The following is a 19524-nucleotide window of genomic DNA, read 5'->3' on the forward strand; positions in this document are numbered from 1 at the left end:
TTAGACCTTCATCAATTCAGCTTCTTTCGCAGCCAAGCGTTTGTCTACTTCAGCAACAAATTTGTCTGTAATTTTCTGAATGTCGTCAGAAGCGCGGCGTTCATCATCTTCAGAAATTTCTTTTTCTTTCAACAATGCTTTGATATCACCCAATACATCACGACGGATGTTACGGATGGCAACTTTGGCATTTTCAGCTTCATTTCGTGCAACTTTCTGCATGTCACGACGGGTTTCTTCAGTCAGAGCTGCCATTGGCACACGGATCGCGTCCGCAGTAATCGGGTTCAGCCCCAGATCAGATTCACGGATCGCCTTGTCAATTGCAGCCACCATTGAACGTTCAAATGGCTGAACCAGCAAAGTACGTGAATCTTCAACACCTACGTTTGCAACCTGGTTCAATGGCACATCAGAGCCATAGTAAGGAACCATGACACCGTTTAGAATCGAGGGATGCGCACGTCCGGTACGAACTTTAGCAAAACCGTGTTCCAACGAGTCAAGTGACTTGTTCATACGCTCTTCTGCGTCTTTTTTAAGATCGTTAATCATATGATCTTCCTTACTTAATTCTTTAAAAGAGGTTATTACTAAATTAGTGTGTAGTATAAAGTGCTTTGGTGCTCACGTCATTAATTGGTAACGTGAGTCCCTTCTTTTTCGCCCATAACAACAGAAAGCAATGCACCAGATTTATTCATATCGAATACTTGTAGCGGTACATTATGGTCGCGACACAAGCAGATCGCTGTTAAATCCATCACACCCAGCTTTTCGTCCAGAACCTGATCAAAAGTCAAAGTGTCATATTTCACTGCATCTTCGTACTTGCTTGGATCTTTGTTATATACGCCATCTACCTTGGTTGCTTTCAAGATCAAATCTGATTCGATTTCGATACCGCGTAAACAGGCAGCAGTATCTGTAGTAAAGAACGGATTACCTGTCCCTGCAACAAATACACATACTTCACCCTGAGTCAGGTGACGGATTGCATCACGGCTTGAGTAAGACTCAACCACAGCACCAATTGGCAAAGCAGACATTAAACGGGTTTTAATATTACGGCGCACCAAAGCGTCGCGAAGTGCCAAACCGTTCATGACTGTAGCCAGCATACCCATCTGGTCGCCAGTTACACGACCCACCAGGCCATCTTTTTGTAGTTGACTACCGCGATAGAGGTTACCACCACCAACAACAATACCTACTTGTACGCCTAAACCCACAAGGTGCGCAATAGAAAGTGACATCTGATCGAGCACTTGTGCATCGATTCCCATGTCTTTATTGCCTGCCAGCGCTTCACCAGAAAGCTTTAACAGGATGCGACCAAAGCGTGGCTTTTTAGAATCCAACATCATCAAACTCCAAAGTATTCAATTTAAATTTTTTTAATTCAAAATCTTAAGCAGACTTGACTGAAATGAGTTTTGCATACAGATCGTATTCATCTGCATCAGTAATCTCAACTTCAAGCAAATCCCCTGCCTTAATGACACTTTTATCGATATCTTCAACAAAAACATTGCCATCAATTTCAGGTGCATCTGCATACGAACGTGCAACCGCTACCGGGAATTCATCTTCCAAGTCATCTACCAGCACAGTCATGATCTGACCGATACGCTGTTGGAGTTTGGCTGCCGAGATTTCCTGCTGAACCTGCATGAAACGCTCATAGCGTTCTTGTTTAATTTCTTCAGGAACGTGATCTGGCAAATCATTTGCTGTCGCACCTTCAACTGGCGAATAGGTGAAACATCCTACACGGTCCAGCTGGGCTTCTTTCAGCCAGTCCAGTAACATCTGGAAGTCTTCTTCGGTTTCACCCGGGAAACCCACCACAAATGTTGAACGGAGCACCAGATCAGGACATTTCTCACGCCAGATTTTCAAACGCTCCAGGGTATTTTCACTGTGCGCAGGCCGTTTCATCAGTTTGAGAATTTTTGGACTTGCATGCTGGAATGGAATATCCAGATAAGGCAGGATTTTGCCTTGTGCCATCAAGTCGATCACCGCATCCACATGTGGATACGGGTAGACATAATGCAGACGCACCCAAATGCCTAACTGACCCAGTGCTTCACACATGTCATAGAATTTGGTTTTAACCGGCTGGCCATTCCAGAAATCCAGCTTGTATTTCGTGTCCAGGCCATAAGCAGAAGTATCCTGGGAGATAACGAGTACTTCTTTTACACCGGCACGTTTCAGCGCTGCAGCTTCTTCAAGCACAGAACCGACTGGACGTGAAACTAAATCGCCACGCATGCTTGGAATAATACAGAAGGTACAACGATGGTTGCAGCCTTCTGATATTTTCAGATAAGCATAATGTTTTGGGGTCAGGCGGATGCCTTGCTCTGGAACCAGATCAATAAATGGATTGTGTTTTGGCGGCTCAGGCACGTATTGATGAACCGCATCCATAACCTCTTTATATGCCGCTGCACCTGTCACTTTCAGGACATTCGGATGCATCTGGCGAATCTTGTCTTCGTCTTTACCTAGACAACCTGTTACGATCACGCGACCATTCGCGCTCATCGCCTCACCAATCGCATCTAGCGATTCTTGCACTGCGGATTCAATGAAACCACAGGTATTTACTACAACTAAATCAGCACCGTCATAATCCGAAGCGACGTCATAACCTTCAGTCTTTAACTGGGTTAAAATACGTTCAGAATCTACCAATGCCTTAGGACAACCTAAAGATACAAAACCGACTTTGGGGGACTTCATGAATTTTCGCTCTACTAGAATGCGCGTATTGTATGTCTTTTCGCATCATAAAAATAGTTGAAAACCTGACTCTTTGCATCACGCACTAAAATATAGCCATAAAATATTCAAGATACCCAGCAACGCACCAAAATGAATCATTTTAGATTTACAGCCTCAAATTAATCCGTTATATCTAAGATGAACCATGTTGCTCTGCCACATTTCTGCGTTTTCCAGCAAAAAATAAACTCTATTCATAAAAGTTGGCGTGCATCTTGCATCAAATCAGAACTTAAAATTGATTAAATTGCTTTATGAAGATGCCATTGCGCCATTTTAATACAGGAACAAACCCGCGAATGGATCAACTTATTCCGATCGACTATCGTGTTTTAGTGGACAATATGACCACATGTATCTTATTGATAGACCGCGATCTAAATATTTATTATCTGAACTCTGCCTGCGAAGCCCTATTTGATGTGAGCTTATTTCGGGCGAGTGGCACATCTGTGCTGAATATTTTGCAAAACCCGACAGATGAGTTTAATACCGAAGAAGCCCTGAATAATACCTTAAGTACGGGACAGCCCTATACGCGTCGTGAAGCCACTATTCTGGTCAACTTTAAAGACATTCATGTCGATTACACTGTTTCTCAGCTAAACCTTGGCAAACCTTATCATCCGCTGTTACTCATCGAACTCAATCCTCGCGATCGCATGCTAAAAATCTCGCGTGAAGAAAATCTGGTACAACAGCACCAGGTCGCGCGCCAGCTGATTCGCGGTGTCGCGCATGAAATCAAGAATCCACTCGGTGGCATTCGCGGGGCGACCCAATTGCTGGCACGCAGCCTGAATGATCCACAATATAAAGAATTTACTGACATTATCATTAGCGAAGTGGATCGACTTAGAAATCTGGCCGATACCATGCTCGGCTCACGCCAGCTTCCAAGCTATGAACTGGTCAATATACATGAACCCCTGGAACGGGTACGCTCCCTGATTGCCAGCCAGACCAAAAAGAAAATCAAAATTACCCGGGATTACGACCTGTCATTACCTGAAGTTCTGGCAGACCGAGACCAACTGATTCAAGTCATTTTGAATATTTGTGCCAATGCTGTACAGGCCATGACCGAAAACAAAGAATTCTTTATCGAACATCAACCGGAACTGATTCTAAGAACCCGGATTCAGCGTCTCTTTACCATTAACGGGGTGATTCACCGTTCTGTGGTACGGATTGATATTGAAGACAATGGCCCGGGAGTTCAGGAAGACATTATCGAATCGGTGTTTTATCCACTGGTCACCAGCCGGGCCAAAGGAACCGGTCTGGGCCTCAGTATTGCTCAAAATATTATTCATCAGCACAACGGCATGATCGAGTGTCAGTCTGTGGCTGGAAAAACTGTCTTTAGCTTATATTTACCTTGGGAGTCAAATCATGTCGCGAAATAAAATATGGGTGATTGATGACGATCGCGCCATGCGCTGGGTACTGGAAAAGACCTTTAAAGAAGAAGGTCTGGATGTGACCAGTTTTGAAGAAGCACAATCTGCTCTGGATCAATTGAGTATTGAAGCACCCGATGTAATTCTGACCGATATCCGCATGCCGGGTATTGATGGACTTACCTTCCTGGGCAAGGTTAAACACAGTTATCCTGACCTGCCCGTCATTATTATGACAGCACATTCAGACCTGGAATCTGCTGTATCAAGTTATCAAACCGGTGCATTTGAATATTTACCTAAGCCTTTTGATATTGATGAAGCGCTGGCGCTGGTAAATCGTGCAATTTTACATATCACCAAGCTACAGCAGCAGGAGTCAGCAAAGACTGCCCCGCCAATTCAATCTACAGAGATTATTGGTGAGTCACCTGCCATGCAGGAAGTATTCCGAGCCATTGGCCGTTTGTCTCAATCGCACATTACCGTATTGATTAATGGTGAGTCGGGTACAGGTAAAGAGCTGGTGGCGCATGCCCTGCATCGTCATTCACCACGCAGTTCAAAACCTTTTATTGCACTCAATATGGCAGCCATTCCAAAAGACCTGATCGAAACCGAACTGTTCGGTCATGAGAAAGGTGCTTTTACCGGTGCCAATACCCAACGTCAAGGCCGTTTTGAACAGGCCAACGGCGGTACATTGTTCTTAGATGAAATTGGTGACATGCCATTTGAAACCCAAACACGTTTATTGCGTGTACTCGCAGATGGCGAGTTCTACCGTGTCGGTGGTCATATTCCGGTTAAGGTCGATGTGCGTATCGTGGCAGCGACGCATCAGGATCTGGAAAAGCTGGTCCATGATGGCCGTTTCCGGGAGGACTTGTATCACCGACTGAATGTGATCCGGATTCATATCCCAAAACTGGCACATCGCTCTGAAGATATTCCAATGCTGGCACAGCACTTCCTTGCACGTGCAGGTAAAGAACTCGGTGTAAATCCTAAGATATTGCGTCCTGAAACTCAGGAATACATGCAAAAGCTGCCTTGGCAAGGTAATGTTCGTCAGCTGGAAAATACCTGTCGCTGGCTAACTGTCATGATTACAGGTCGTGAAGTTTATCCTGAAGACCTGCCACCTGAACTGAAACAGATTCCGATCCAGCAACAGGATCCTGGTGCTCCGATCCCAAACCTGAACCAGATTGCACCGCATCACTGGGATGAATTACTAGGTCAATGGGCAATCCAGAAGCTGAAAAATGGCGAGATGAAATTACTGGATGCAGCGACACCCATGTTTGAGCGCACCCTGATCAATGCAGCCCTGCAACAAACACGCGGCCGCAAGCGTCATGCTGCCGAACTTCTGGGCTGGGGGCGTAACACCTTGACCCGCAAACTTAAAGAACTGGGCATGGACAGTGCTGATGATGACGAAGTAGAAGAAATCGAAAGCCAGGCCTGAAAATAAAAAAGCACCCGCGGGTGCTTTTTTATTACGACCAGTAAAAAGCTAGACAGTTAAACCAATATAACGTGAATAGCCTGCTGCGCCCAAATCAGATTTTAATATTAAATAGTTTGGATATGTACTTAGGCTAATTTCCTCAAACATATTTACCACGTCGTCATTGGCATGCAATTCATCCACTGTTTTTTGCATGGTTTGCTCGAATTCATCAGTGATATATTCAAAGCCAATATCCATGGCAATAAACAAGGTATGTTCACAAGGTTGGATATATTGCTCTTCCTGCCAGTTAATGATGTCTTGGTGGCAATGTGGGCAGGCAATATTATCGGTGGCCTGAATCGAAAGCGGAATAATTTGATATGCCATATGAAAGTCAATCTGTTTGCTATTTGTCTATTTTAGCAAATTTTATGGATTGTCTTTACTCAATTAAAAAATCCGGATGATAAAAAGGGAATCTTCAGACTCCCTTTTTTAATATTGAAAGCTCTCAAGGCTCAATTAGGTATGTGCAGCCTTATAACGTGATAATGCTGTGACTGCGACTGCCGAGACCACCACTGCCGGTAAACTTGCCATAAGAATACCTGTAGTTCCAAAACCCAATGCCAGAATCTTTCCGGTTAACAACGGCCCGGTCATCGCCCCTAAACGTCCTAGCGAGATTGCACTCCCCACACCGGTCACCTTACCCAAGTCCGAATAAAAAATCGGTGAGATCCCGTAGAGAATAGACTGGCCACCTGTAGAGAAAATACCCCCCATAATTCCCGCAAAAATCAAAAGTGGAATAGAAGTAGTGGTAAAAAGTAATACCAAGGCCACAAACAAACCACTATAAATAATGACTGCCATTTGCCAAAGCTTTAAACGGTCCAGTAAATAACCCAAGCTCAAGGTACCAATCACTGCCCCTACCTGGAACATTAACATTACCAAAAATGCCTGCTGCTTCTGCAAACCTTGTTCCATAAGTAAATTAGGCAACCAGCTGATCAAAATATAATTGATCATGAGGGTAAAAAAGAAACCAACCCAAAGAGGTAATGTATTTCTATACTGTCGCTGCTTGAACAAAACTTCAGCCATTCCCGGTACAGCTTCGCCAGAAACCGGCACTTCCGCATTCATTTTAGGCTTATCTTTAAGAATAAACGCCATCAATGGAATCAATACCAAAGGCGTTAATCCCCCAATCAGGAATAAGGTTTGCCATTGAATATCCGGAAGCAGCATGGCCAGACCGGCAACAAAGATCGCACCTACCGGCAAACCACAATACATCAAACTATTTAACTTGCCACGGTTGGCTTCCGTTGCTTCATCACCGACGACTGAAATCATGGTCGGCATTGCGGCACCTAAACCCAGCCCGGTAAAGAAACGCGCTGCATATAAAACTTCGATACTTGGCGCAATCGCAGTCAGCGACATGAACAGACCAAAAATAGTCACAGAGAGCATCAGGACTTTTTTTTGCCCTAAATAATCGGCGATACGTCCACCAAAGAATGCGCCGAACAGCATTCCGAAGACGCCTAGGCTAAACACATAACCCATTTGAACCTGACCTAAACCAAAGCTTGCTGCAATTCCTTTCGCTGCAACCCCGGGAGCTTGAAGGTCAAAACCTTCAAAAAATGCGACCCAAAAACATAAGAATATGGTTAAGATTTTTTGGGTTTTTCCGCTGTATGGCTGTGCCATGATTGATCTCCATCAATAATCTACAAATCGCTTCATCACCTGGCGATCCGTTACCCTATTCTCAACTTAATGCTGATTGAGAAATAGCACGACAATAGTCGGGTTTAAGTACTCTCATCGGCAATAAATAGTGTCAAAATTAGACCTAAAAGATTAAGTATCCAGACTTATTACATCTTAATAATTTCAATTGAATATATTTTTCAATAACTTGACTTCATAGTAGGTATTTCTAATCTCACGATAGTCAAAACTTATACAAAACCACCAGCCAATAAAAAACCCGCGAGATGCGGGCTTTTCTAGCTCAAAATCTTAAGCAGATTTTTTCGCTTGGACATTCTTACGAATCGTGATCATCACCAGTTGTACTGCTGCTGGGGTTACACCTGGAATACGGCTTGCTTGCGCTAAAGTCTCAGGACGAACATCTTTCAGCTTCAGAGTAATTTCACGAGACAAACCCGACACGATGTCATAGTTAAAATCAGCAGGAATACGGGTTTCTTCCAGACGTTTCATTTGTGCCACGTCTTCATGCTGACGGTTAATATAACCCGCATATTTCACTGCAATTTCAATTTGTTCACCGACAAATGGTGAGACTTCAGAATTGGTCAATTCTGCAATTTGAGCAAATGAAATATTAGGACGTTTCAACAAATCAATTGCCGAACACTCTTTAGACAGGTCTGCACCGGTCATCTCAACGAATTTTTTACCCATTGGATTGTTTGGCGCCGCCCACAGATGCTGCAAACGACCTGTTTCTTTTTCTACTGCTTCCATTTTCTCGCAGTATGCAGCCCAACGTTCGTCATCCACCAGACCCATTTCACGTCCGATTGGCGTTAAGCGCTGGTCTGCATTGTCTTCACGCAGCATCAAACGGTATTCCGCACGCGAGGTAAACATGCGGTACGGTTCTTTGGTACCTAATGTGATCAGGTCATCCACAAGTACACCCATATACGCTTCATCACGTTTTGGTGTCCATTGCTCCTGATCCCACGCACGGCGTGCAGCGTTCAAGCCTGCCAGCAAACCTTGCGCACCTGCCTCTTCATAACCGGTGGTACCGTTGATTTGGCCAGCAAAATACAGGTTATTGATCGCTTTGGTTTCAAGCGTGAACTTCAAGGCTTGCGGGTTGAAATAATCGTACTCAATCGCATAACCCGGACGAAGAATATGCGCATTCTCCATACCACGGATAGAACGTACCAGTTCAAACTGAACGTCAAATGGTAATGATGTTGAAATACCGTTCGGATAAAGCTCGTGTGTATCCAGACCTTCAGGCTCTAGGAAAACCTGATGCGAGTCTTTATCGGCGAAACGGTGAATCTTATCTTCAATCGACGGACAGTAACGTGGCCCCACCCCTTCAATCACCCCGGTATACATCGGTGAACGGTCTAAACCGCCACGAATGATTTCATGCGTGCGCTCATTGGTATGCGTAATATAGCAATTTACCTGCTCAGGGTGCATTGATGCATCCCCCATGAATGACATGGTCGGAGACGGGAAATCACCAGGCTGTGGCGTCATCACAGAGAAATCAACCGAACGCGCATCAATCCGTGGTGGTGTACCTGTTTTTAAACGACCTACCGGCAGTTGCAGCTCACGTAAACGATGGGCAAGTGAAATAGACGGTGGATCACCGGCACGACCACCACTGGATTTTTCCAACCCCACGTGAATTACGCCGCCCAAAAAGGTCCCTGCGGTGAGCACAACGGTTTTCGCATCAAAGCGAATACCCATTTGGGTTACAACACCTTTAACAGTATCGCCTTCAAGAATCAGGTCATCTGCTGCTTGCTGGAAAATATCTAAGTTCGCTTGGTTTTCTAATGTTTCGCGAATAGCGGCTTTATATCGCACACGGTCAGCCTGCGCGCGAGTGGCACGAACCGCTGCACCTTTACGTGAATTTAAAATACGGAATTGAATACCGCCTTTATCGGCAGCCAGCGCCATAGCGCCGCCCAAGGCATCAATTTCACGTACTAAATGCGATTTACCAATACCCCCGATGGCCGGGTTACAGCTCATCTGCCCTAAAGTCTCAATGTTGTGAGTTAAGAGTAAAGTCTGTCGGCCCATACGCGCCGCAGCTAAGGCCGCTTCCGTACCGGCGTGACCGCCACCGATAACAATAACATCGTATACTTTAGGATAGTGCATAGTGGTAAATTGAGAGATAAAAAGAATAGCTGGGCATTATAGCAAATTTCATTCTAAAGTAGACGAATTCAATCGATTTTATCTTGATATAACAACCTTTATATAGCAATTGGATAATGCAATGTAATTTAACTTTGCAGAGTAACTATATAAATTAAACATATAAGCCAAGAAATTTACTCGATTTACATTGTTTAATTTCGCATATTTTTTAATCTATACATTGATGACATTACAAACAAAGGTATAGAAGATGAATAAGAATATTTTGCTCTCAACTGTTTTATGTGGCTTATGTCTTGCTCCATTTGCTGCTATCGCAAATGATAAAATTGCGACCAGTTATAATGCTCAAAAGTACCAACAGGTTTGTAAAGGCAAAACCCAAGGTGCTCAAGTCAGTTACAGTACACGCGGGGTTCTCTTTAATGGCACCTGTGAACCACGTTTCTTCCCTGCCGGTAATCCTAGTTCTATCATAGGTGACGAGCCTGAACTTTATACTGCATGTACAAGCACAAGTGGCACAGCCACAGCGACCATTAATGGTACACAAATGAGCGGTAAGTGTGCTTTAGGCTTTACTCCACCGCACCCTCCTGTATCACAAATGATGCAGAATCAGTCACAAATGCAAAATCAGCGTATGCAACAACAAAACAATACTCAACCAATGCAACAGGGTTCTCAAACACAGCCCGGCATGTAATATGTAAGCAGTCCTATCCATAAACTGGCTGCATTACAAGAAAAAGTTATGACGGGCAAAGTGACTGCATTTTGCTCGTTTTTATTGCTTATTTATTCATCTAAGCTAAACTCGAAATATATCTATAAATGTATAATAAAAAGGCAAATACATGGATTCGGGGTTTTTTAGCATTTTTTTGCCAATTACATTGGCAATCATGATGATGGGACTAGGGCTAGAGCTAACCCTCAAAGATTTTTTGCGATTAAGCCGCTATCCTAAAGTTATTTTTATTACTTTATTTGCGCAGTTAATACTAATACCCAGCCTTACTTTTTTTATTTGTCTGATTCTGGATTTACCGCCTTTACTTGCGGTAGGCCTGATGATTCTGGCTGGCTCACCTGGTGGACCGACAGCGAACTTGTTCAGCTATCTATATAAAGGTGATGTTGCACTTAATATTACCCTTACAGCTATTAATACCCTCATTTCTATTTTTACTTTACCTTTTATTATCAACCTGTCATTACATTATTTCTTGAGTCATGATTCCAATGTGGCTTTTCCAGTCGAAAAGATTGTTCTGGTTTTTTTAATTACCTTAATTCCGGTCATTATCGGAATGCTACTCCGAGACAAATTTCCGAATCTATCCATTACCGTCAGCAAGCGCATGCGCCTAGTCTCCATCAGTTTTTTAGCAATACTGGTAATCTTCGCCATTTTCAGAGAACGTTTTAATTTGGTGGAATACTTTGCCAATATTGGGGCGGCAGCTGCAATTCTATGTTTTTCCAGCCTGTTTATAGGATATTGCATTCCTTTATTGATGGGCATTCCAGAGAAAATGGCGCGCGCCTGTACCTTTGAAATCGGCATTCATAATACAGCGATTGCCCTGACAATTGCGATTTCGGTGCTGAATAATGTCACTATGGCCATTCCGGCAGGGATCTATACGATTTTCATGTATAGTTTCGCAGCTATTTTCGGTGTGCTGTTGAGCCGCCAACAAGTGGTTTACAACAAAAAAACTCGTTTATCAGATTTATAAGCTTATTGATTAATGTTTAGTTAGCACGGTATTCTTTTCCAAAGAAAATCAACAATATTAAAAAAATCGACAAGGAGCATACAGATGGATTCTGGCCTTATAACTATATTACTACCGCTGGCACTTGCAATCATCATGATGGGGCTTGGCCTTGAACTGACGCCTCGGGACTTTAGTCGTGTAACGCGTCATCCCAAAGCGGTATTTATCGCTCTTTTCTGCCAACTGGTCGTTCTGGTAGGAATTGCATTTTTGCTCTGCAAGCTGTTCGCTTTACCGCCACTGCTTTCGGTTGGACTCATGCTATTGGCAGCTTCTCCTGGAGGTGCGACCGCTAACCTGTTTAGTTACCTGTTTAAAGGTGACTTAGCTCTTAATATTACTCTGACTGCTATCAATTCGGTCATTGCAGCCATTACCCTGCCTCTAATTATTAATTTTTCGATCATGCATTTCCTGCAGGATAGTCAGCAGGTTGGCCTGCAATTCGGCAAGATTCTGCAAGTCTTTGCGATCATCCTGATTCCGGTGGGAATTGGCATGCTGATTCGACATTATGCCCCAGGCGTGACCGCAAAACTGAACCGCCCACTGCGCATATTTTCCATCAGCTTTTTAGTCTTGATTATTATTGCCACACTCATCAAAGAGCGCAGCAATATCGGTGAATACCTGACCCAGGTTGGCTTGGCAACTGCGTTGTTCTGCATACTGAGCCTTGGAATTGGTTATCTCATCCCGCGATTGCTCAATATTAACAGTGCACAAGCCCGTGCCAGTGCATTTGAAATTGGTATCCATAACAGCACCCTTGCCATGACGATTGCTCTGACAGTGATTGGCAGTGCCGCTGTAGCAATGCCGGCTGCGGTTTATTCTATTTTTATGTATATCTTCGCTGCAATTTTTGGCAGCTTGTTAAATCGGCTTGCCCCACTTCCTGCACAAAAACCAGTTACCACCCTGGATTAAAGCAGGTCTGGAACCTTTAAAAGGATGCGTCAGGCATCCTTTTTTATTTTAGGTCAGGAGCAAGAAGATAGCAGCGTTGATTCCGAACTTCCGCTACAATAGCTTTTTTAAAAAATGTATAAAGGTTATTTCTGTGAAGTGGTTACAAATTCATATTACGGTTGAACAGGCTCAGGTTGATTTTACTGAGACATTACTCAGCTCCCTGGGTGCAGTGAGTGTAACGTTGGATGATGCTGAAAACCAGGATTTGCTGGAACCCCTTCCAGGTGAAACACCACTTTGGAATAAAGTGATTGTAACCGGTATTTATGCACAGGAAGACGGCGAAGAAATTGATGTTGCTGCACTGGAAACTTTTATCCGTACACAATTGCCAGATGCGCCGATCCATCATGAGTTAATTGAAGATCAGGCATGGGAACGCACCTGGATGGATGCTTATGAACCCATTCAGATTGCTGAAAAATACTGGATCGTGCCAGAGTGGATGGAGGCACCTGAAGCGGATGCGGTAAACATCAAGCTTGATCCGGGTCTGGCTTTCGGAACAGGTAACCATGCATCAACTTTTTTATGCTTACAATGGTTAGGCAAAATTGATGTAAAAGATAAAATCGTCATCGATTACGGTTGTGGCTCAGGTATTCTCGCGGTAGCTGCACTGCTATTAGGTGCAAAAAAAGCATATGCTACTGATATCGACCCACAAGCGGTACTGGCCACCCAGCAAAATGCTGAGCTGAATGGCGTTCTGGATAAACTTTATGTTGGTTTGCCAGAAGATTTTAGAGAAGAACTCGGCACTACCAAAGCTGACGTATTTGTTGCCAATATTCTAGCAGCACCACTAATGATGTTGGCTCCTGAGTTCGCAACTTTAATCAAATCTGAGGGACAGTTCGCACTTGCAGGAGTGATTGAAGAGCAAGTGGCTGATGTTACTAGCATTTACTCAAATTATTTTGATATATTAGAGGTAGAAAAACGAGACGAGCACTGGTGCCGCATCTCGGGTAAACGCCATAAGAATGAATGAGCCTATAAATAATCCATGAGTGACAAAAGAACCTATTGCCCTACCTGTTCCACTATTTACAAGGTCACAGTTGCTCAACTTACCGTTGCGCAGGGTATGGTTTGCTGTCCAAAATGTACAACTTCCTTTAATGCCTTATCGCATTTGGTGACCGAAGCCCGGAATTCGGTCACCACCCCAACGGCTCAATCTCAACCAAACTCGAACGAAGCTGGCAAAACTGACATTGAAAACAGCTCAGGTGATTACTATCCTGAACAGCAGCATAATCGTCATAGTTTGCTACAGATCTTTGATCAGAAAGTTGAACATTCTAATATTGATCTGCAAACTTATTTAAATAACCTGAATTATTTTAGTACCGAGCCGATTTCGGCACTGCCAAGCATGATCTGGGAAGATCAGCCAAACAAACAAACCAAGCACGGGCCTCTGTACTATATAAGTTGGAGCTTGATCAATCTTTTACTGTTTAGCCTGCTACTGTTTCAATTTTTCTGGTTCAATCCGCAATATATTAAAAACAGCCATGTTATGAGTCTGGTTTTTAATAGTACATGTGACGTGTTTAATTGTTCCAATCTGGAAGAATACTACACGCTGATTCAGACCAATAAAGTCAAACTTAAAGCCACTGCTAAAAATCAAACTGAACTGAGCGGTGAGCTGATCAATTTCCATGACCGTAGCCTGGCCTTACCGATTTTAAGAATTAATCTGGAACGCCGCGGTGAAGTTATTGCAACTTACAATTTATCTTCAGAAGAATATCTGGTTGAAAGTCTGGTTAATATCAAACGCATCCCGAAAAATAGCCCGTTTAAATTCAAATTTCAGCTTCCAGTCGATCGCAAAAGCTTTGATCGTTATACTTTGGAAATAATTCGCCCTTAATCTGCCGAGAAAGTATTAAAAAGTTAAAAAAAATTAAAAAAAATGCAGTTTTCTTGCTCACTTTTGCTTAGACAATGGTATGATACGCGCCACGAAAGCTATGTGCTGCAACTCCTCGCGACTTTTTCACAACAAATACAGTCTTGCCTAATGCGCTATAAAATTTATTGCGTATCGTGCAGATTTTTTTGTTTTGATTTTGGTCTGTAACAAAACTTTAACTATTGTTACGCTTATTTTTCGACCAAAACGTTGAGATGTGTCAAGCTATTGGCTCAATGCAATGATTAAGTTTTAGAACTCCGGTTTTAGGATCTAAAGCGGAGTTCATTTCAATTTCTAGACCACTTTTTATATCACTTTACCCAAGTGATATTTGTTTTTCGGATTAATTCGCATGAATAGCAAATCTCCTATTTTTACTGCACAATCTGATGTTGCTTTACGTATCCACGTAGATCGCGCAGTTCGCCATTATTTTGCGCAACTACAAGGCGAGCAACCATCTCAGGTATACGACATGGTGCTGGCAGAAATGGAGAAACCTCTTCTATCTGTAGTTCTAGAATATACACGTGGTAACCAAACACGTGCTGCCGAGATTCTCGGACTCAACCGTGGTACTTTACGTAAAAAGTTAAAAGCTCACGGTTTAATGAGTGAATAAATGATAAAATGCTTGCGGCTTCCGCAGGCATTTTTTTTGACTGTAAATTAGCTATTTAGATTTAATCTGTTCCTTGAAAACTGTGACGAAGATCATGACTATTAAACGCGCTTTAATCTCTGTGTCTGACAAGACTGGTATTGTTGAATTTGCACAAGAACTTGCTGCTCTAGGGGTAGAAATTTTATCTACAGGTGGTACCTACAAATTGTTGAAAGACAATAATGTCGCTGTAGTTGAAGTTTCGGAGCACACTGGTTTCCCAGAGATGATGGACGGCCGTGTTAAAACGCTACATCCGAAAATTCATGGTGGCATCCTGGCTCGTCGTGGTCTAGACGAAGCTGTGATGGCTGAACACAATATCGATGCGATCGATCTTGTTGTTGTTAACCTCTATCCATTTGCTGCAACGGTAGCAAAACCGAACTGTTCACTTGCTGATGCGATTGAAAACATCGACATCGGTGGTCCAACAATGGTTCGTGCAGCTGCGAAAAACCATGCTTCTGTAGGTATCGTGGTAAATGCATCTGACTATGCAACAGTTGTCGCTGAGCTTAAAGCTGAGGGTGCTTTATCTTATGCAACCCGTTTTGACCTGGCAGTGAAAGCATTTGAACATACTGCACAATATGACGGCATGATTGCATCTTACTTAGGCGCTCGCGTAGGTAAAGAAGAAGGCCAAGCGGATAAATTCCCGCGCACCTTCAACACACAGTTAAATAAAGCTCAAGATTTACGTTACGGTGAAAACCCGCATCAATCTGCTGCTTTCTATGTAGATCCTGCTGCGACTGAAGCCTCTGTATCAACTGCAAAACAGTTACAAGGTAAAGAATTATCTTATAACAACATTGCAGATACCGATGCTGCCCTTGAATGTGTTAAATCATTCGCAAAACCTGCTTGTGTGATCGTTAAACACGCTAACCCATGTGGCGTTGCGGTGTCTCTAGACGGTATCAAAGCAGCTTACGATCTTGCTTATGCAACTGATCCAGAATCTGCATTCGGCGGCATCATTGCATTCAACCGTGAATTAGACGTTGAAACTGCACAAGCGATTGTTGACCGTCAATTCGTTGAAGTGATCATTGCGCCAAGCATTGCTGAAGGCGTTCTTGAAGTCACTGGCGCGAAGAAAAACGTTCGTGTCCTAGTATGTGGTGAACTTCCGAAGATTGATGAACGTGCTACACAACTTGACTACAAGCGCGTAAACGGCGGTTTGTTAGTTCAAGATCAAGACTTGGGTATGATCACGAAAGATGACCTTAAAGTTGTGACAAAACGCGCACCAACTGAGCAAGAAATTGACGACATGATCTTCGCTTGGAAAGTGGCGAAATACGTGAAATCTAATGCGATTGTTTATGCGAAAAACCGCCAAACGATTGGTGTGGGCGCAGGTCAAATGAGCCGTGTTAACTCTGCTCGTATTGCTGCGATCAAAGCTGAGCATGCAGGTTTAGTGGTTGAAGGTGCAGTAATGGCATCTGATGCATTCTTCCCATTCCGTGATGGTATTGATAACGCTGCAAAAGCAGGTATCAAGTGCATTATCCAACCGGGTGGTTCTATGCGTGACGAAGAAACGATTGCTGCAGCTGACGAGGCTGGTATTGCAATGGTGTTCACTGGTATGCGTCATTTCCGCCACTAAGTTGTAAAATTTAAAAATAAGCCCTCCTTTCTATAAGGGGGGTTTATTATGTCTGTATTGATTTGCATCTTGCGTTAAGATGTTAATGATTTTTAAGCCGAATTAGGCTTTGGGAATTTCATTTTCGAGGATTATTCTAAAGATGAACATTTTAGTTTTGGGTAGTGGCGGTCGTGAGCATGCATTGGCGTGGAAAATCGCACAAGACGATCAAGTTACAAAAGTTTTTGTAGCGCCAGGTAATGCAGGTACTGCAACTGAAAATAAATGTGAAAATGTCGCTTTAGACATTCTCGACAACCCTGCGATTATTGATTTTGCCAAAAACAATGCAGTTAAACTGATTATTGTCGGCCCTGAAGCACCGCTTGTAAATGGTGTGGTTGATGCTTGCCGTGAAGCGGATGTAAAAATTTGGGGTCCAACGCAGTTTGCTGCACAGCTTGAAGGCTCTAAGGCTTTTGCCAAGCACTTCCTTAAACGCCACAACATTCCAACAGCTTTCTATGACGTATTTACTGAAGTAGACGCAGCGAAAGCATTTGTTGAGAAAAATGGTGCGCCAATTGTGATCAAGGCTGATGGTCTTGCTGCGGGTAAAGGTGTAATCGTTGCAATGACCAATCAAGAAGCATTCGATGCCATTGATGACATGCTTGCAGGCAACAAGTTTGGTGATGCAGGTTCTCGTGTTGTGATCGAAGAATTCCTTGCAGGTGAAGAAGCATCTTTCATTTGTATGATCGATGGCGACAACATCTTGCCAATGGCGACTTCGCAAGACCATAAGCGTATTTTTGAAGGCGACCAAGGTCCTAACACTGGTGGTATGGGTGCTTACTCACCTGCGCCTGTCGTAACAGCTGAAGTCTTTGAAAAAACCATGAATGAAGTGATGCGTCCTACCGTTGAAGGTATGAAAAAAGACGGTCACGTTTATACTGGTTTCTTATATGCTGGCTTGATGATTGACGACAAAGGTCAACCAAAAGTAATCGAGTTCAACTGTCGTTTTGGCGACCCTGAAACCCAACCGATCATGATGCGTTTAAAATCATCTTTGGTTGATTTGGTTCAAGCAGGTATTGAAGGTAAACTTCCTGCCGAAGCTGAATGGGATGAGCGCAAAACTGTCGGTATCGTTTTAGCGTCTAAAGGCTACCCTGAAACTTCAAGCAATGGCGATGTAATTTCAGGTTTAGACACTGAAATGGCAGATGCGAAAGTCTTCCATGCAGGTACAAAAGCCAATGAAAATGGCGACATCGTAACTGCTGGTGGTCGTGTGCTTTGTGTGACTGCGCTTGGCAATACCATTGGTGAAGCTCAAGTAAAAGCTTTAGAGCTTTGTGAAAAAGTAACATTCGATGGCGTTCAATATCGTAAAGATATTGGTTACCGCGCGATTGCTCGTGAAAATGCTTAATCTGTATTTAGCTTAAATAAAAACCCCGATTCGTTCGGGGTTTTTTGATATATTCGATTAGATATAAAACACATACTTCCTGAAAAATGATAACTAATTTATTTAATCGACCATCTGAAGAAATACAATATATGGGTACGCTATATACGCAAGATTGTTTAGAAGCAATTGGTTTTATTTTGCAAACTCAAAAAGAAATCGAGAAAGCATTACTCCTCTCTTGTGATCAAAAACATGCTTTTTTAATAAAATCCAATAGGAATATTTATATTATTCGTTCAGGTTTTACTTCTGGATATCAAGGTGAAGGACCAAAAGGCTTAGCATCATCCCTACAACTTCTTTTAAAGCATAATATTAGATCTCTTTCATAAATCAAAAAATGATCTACCTTTTGCTGATTATTTGTACCGAAGAATCTTAAATATTCATGCATAATTTGCAGATGAAATACGTCGATTCAAAAAATCTTTCTGAACCCCAGTTTAAGCGATATACAGGCATCTCATGGTCAACCTTTGATTTAATGATTGAACAACTGAAATTGTCTGTCCCTGCTAAAGGTAGACCATCCAAATTGAGCATAGAAGATCAAATCCTTCTGTGCTTAAGTTATTGGCGTGAATACCGAACATTGTTCCATATTGCAACGAACTATGGTGTGTCAGAGCCCACTGCTTCAAGAATTGTCCGCCATGTAGAGGACTGCCTCATCAAGTCTAATCTCTTTAACTTGCCGAAGGATTTACCTGAAGGCGAAGGTATAGACTGGAATGTGGTGATCGTAGACGCCACAGAAATTCCAATACAAAGACCTAAAAAAACAAAAGAAAAGCTATAGTGGCAAGAAGAAAGCGCATACTTTCAAAGTTCAAGCCATCATGCATTATAAAACTCAACAAATTCTGAGTTTATGCACCAGTCGTGGTGCTGTACATGATTTCGAACTCTTCAAACGTAACTTGAATCAGATTCCTGCAGATGCCTTCATCCTTGCAGATAAAGGCTATCAAGGGATTTATGCCGTATATCCAAATAGTCTATTGCCATTAAAAGCAAAGAAGTGCTGCAAACTAGATCCAGAGCTGAAGATTTATAATAAGGAAATCAATAAAAGAAGAATTGGCATTGAGCATGTATTTGGCAGTTTGAAAACTTTCAAAATCCTTGCAGAACGTTATAGAAACAGAGGAAAAAGACTTGGTTTGAGATTCAATTTAATCGCTGGAATCTACAATTTAGAACTGTGTAAAAAATGATTTATGAAAGAGGTCTATAGAAATCGATGAAATCATCATTTCCGAAAAAATAATGACAAAAGTTAATCATAGTTCATTATCGGACGCTAATATTAAAATGTTTCTAACAACCAAAGTTGTACGACCAACTAACCTATACGAATATATCTGAATAGCCACCGATTTTGTAGACACCTTTTAGTTAGATATGGACTGCCACCACTCTCCTAGACAAATATCGTCTATTCTTTTTGCACAGGAGAAAACATTATGAGTGGACAACGAT

General features: G+C 42.7%; 18 protein-coding genes and 1 pseudogene. 13 read left to right on the forward strand and 6 right to left on the reverse strand.

Annotated features, from left to right (window positions below):
* The 3 genes from frr to rimO all read right to left on the reverse strand — a co-directional run bounded on the left by frr (nucleotide 1) and on the right by rimO (nucleotide 2754).
* Nucleotides 1-555: a ribosome recycling factor gene (gene frr, locus H9629_RS14160; protein ID WP_064095999.1), complete on the reverse strand. Its 555-nt coding sequence runs from the start codon at nucleotides 553-555 to the stop codon at nucleotides 1-3.
* 80 nt (nucleotides 556-635) lie between these two features.
* Complete coding sequence (gene pyrH, locus H9629_RS14165; protein WP_004786170.1) at nucleotides 636-1364, reverse strand: UMP kinase; 729 nt, start codon at nucleotides 1362-1364, stop codon at nucleotides 636-638.
* A gap of 46 nt (nucleotides 1365-1410) precedes the next feature.
* A complete protein-coding gene (gene rimO, locus H9629_RS14170; RefSeq protein WP_064095998.1) occupies nucleotides 1411-2754 on the reverse strand; it encodes a 30S ribosomal protein S12 methylthiotransferase RimO in 1344 nt (447 codons plus the stop codon).
* A gap of 341 nt (nucleotides 2755-3095) precedes the next feature.
* Here rimO and glnL point away from each other — a divergent pair, with 341 nt between their 5' ends.
* On the forward strand, nucleotides 3096-4205 hold the full coding sequence (gene glnL / locus H9629_RS14175) for a nitrogen regulation protein NR(II) (RefSeq protein WP_191731347.1): 1110 nt from the start codon (nucleotides 3096-3098) through the stop codon (nucleotides 4203-4205).
* Complete coding sequence (gene glnG / locus H9629_RS14180; protein ID WP_064095996.1) at nucleotides 4192-5673, forward strand: nitrogen regulation protein NR(I); 1482 nt, start codon at nucleotides 4192-4194, stop codon at nucleotides 5671-5673. The genes glnL and glnG overlap by 14 nt, the downstream gene beginning before the upstream one ends.
* 48 nt (nucleotides 5674-5721) lie before the next feature.
* On the opposite strand, the gene H9629_RS14185 is transcribed toward glnG, so the two are convergent.
* From H9629_RS14185 to mnmG, 3 genes are all read right to left on the reverse strand, one after another.
* Nucleotides 5722-6048 carry a hypothetical protein gene (locus H9629_RS14185; protein ID WP_064095995.1) on the reverse strand — a complete coding sequence of 109 codons (327 nt, stop codon included), beginning with the start codon at nucleotides 6046-6048 and terminating at the stop codon, nucleotides 5722-5724.
* Between the two features lie 135 nt (nucleotides 6049-6183).
* Nucleotides 6184-7389: a 3-(3-hydroxy-phenyl)propionate transporter MhpT gene (gene mhpT / locus H9629_RS14190; RefSeq protein WP_191731348.1), complete on the reverse strand. Its 1206-nt coding sequence runs from the start codon at nucleotides 7387-7389 to the stop codon at nucleotides 6184-6186.
* Nucleotides 7390-7704: 315 nt separating this feature from the next.
* The gene (gene mnmG / locus H9629_RS14195) at nucleotides 7705-9585 is read right to left on the reverse strand and encodes a tRNA uridine-5-carboxymethylaminomethyl(34) synthesis enzyme MnmG (RefSeq protein WP_064095993.1); all 1881 of its coding nucleotides are present in this window, start codon (nucleotides 9583-9585) and stop codon (nucleotides 7705-7707) included.
* Nucleotides 9586-9838: 253 nt separating this feature from the next.
* On the opposite strand from mnmG, the gene H9629_RS14200 reads away from it, so the two are divergent.
* The 11 genes and pseudogenes from H9629_RS14200 to H9629_RS15410 all read left to right on the forward strand — a co-directional run.
* Entirely contained in the window at nucleotides 9839-10294 is a 456-nt protein-coding gene (locus H9629_RS14200) for a hypothetical protein (protein WP_064102037.1), read from the forward strand.
* A gap of 151 nt (nucleotides 10295-10445) precedes the next feature.
* Nucleotides 10446-11333, forward strand: a complete 888-nt coding sequence (locus tag H9629_RS14205) for a bile acid:sodium symporter family protein (RefSeq protein WP_064102036.1) — start codon at nucleotides 10446-10448, stop codon at nucleotides 11331-11333.
* An 84-nt stretch (nucleotides 11334-11417) separates the two neighbouring features.
* Nucleotides 11418-12305, forward strand: coding sequence for a bile acid:sodium symporter family protein (locus H9629_RS14210; protein WP_064102035.1), 888 nt, complete (start codon nucleotides 11418-11420; stop codon nucleotides 12303-12305).
* 133 nt (nucleotides 12306-12438) lie between these two features.
* Nucleotides 12439-13344, forward strand: coding sequence for a 50S ribosomal protein L11 methyltransferase (gene prmA, locus H9629_RS14215; RefSeq protein ID WP_064095989.1), 906 nt, complete (start codon nucleotides 12439-12441; stop codon nucleotides 13342-13344).
* A 15-nt stretch (nucleotides 13345-13359) separates the two neighbouring features.
* Nucleotides 13360-14238, forward strand: a complete 879-nt coding sequence (locus tag H9629_RS14220) for a DUF3426 domain-containing protein (RefSeq protein ID WP_064095988.1) — start codon at nucleotides 13360-13362, stop codon at nucleotides 14236-14238.
* Between the two features lie 397 nt (nucleotides 14239-14635).
* The gene (fis, locus tag H9629_RS14225) at nucleotides 14636-14905 is read left to right on the forward strand and encodes a DNA-binding transcriptional regulator Fis (protein WP_001086304.1); all 270 of its coding nucleotides are present in this window, start codon (nucleotides 14636-14638) and stop codon (nucleotides 14903-14905) included.
* Nucleotides 14906-14999: 94 nt separating this feature from the next.
* The gene (gene purH, locus H9629_RS14230; protein WP_191731349.1) at nucleotides 15000-16574 is read left to right on the forward strand and encodes a bifunctional phosphoribosylaminoimidazolecarboxamide formyltransferase/IMP cyclohydrolase; all 1575 of its coding nucleotides are present in this window, start codon (nucleotides 15000-15002) and stop codon (nucleotides 16572-16574) included.
* A 142-nt stretch (nucleotides 16575-16716) separates the two neighbouring features.
* Entirely contained in the window at nucleotides 16717-18000 is a 1284-nt protein-coding gene (purD, locus tag H9629_RS14235) for a phosphoribosylamine--glycine ligase (protein ID WP_191731350.1), read from the forward strand.
* A 131-nt stretch (nucleotides 18001-18131) separates the two neighbouring features.
* Nucleotides 18132-18374, forward strand: coding sequence for a hypothetical protein (locus H9629_RS14240; protein ID WP_191731351.1), 243 nt, complete (start codon nucleotides 18132-18134; stop codon nucleotides 18372-18374).
* A gap of 71 nt (nucleotides 18375-18445) precedes the next feature.
* Nucleotides 18446-18841 (forward strand): transposase family protein, encoded by a 396-nt coding sequence (locus H9629_RS15405; RefSeq protein ID WP_078426629.1) that lies wholly within the window; start codon nucleotides 18446-18448, stop codon nucleotides 18839-18841.
* A gap of 28 nt (nucleotides 18842-18869) precedes the next feature.
* Nucleotides 18870-19259 (forward strand): annotated as a pseudogene (locus tag H9629_RS15410) (transposase); the annotation flags it as partial.
* Between the last annotated feature and the right edge of the window lie 265 nt (nucleotides 19260-19524).

The organism is Acinetobacter pecorum (genome assembly GCF_014837015.1).
Classification (GTDB): domain Bacteria; phylum Pseudomonadota; class Gammaproteobacteria; order Pseudomonadales; family Moraxellaceae; genus Acinetobacter; species Acinetobacter pecorum.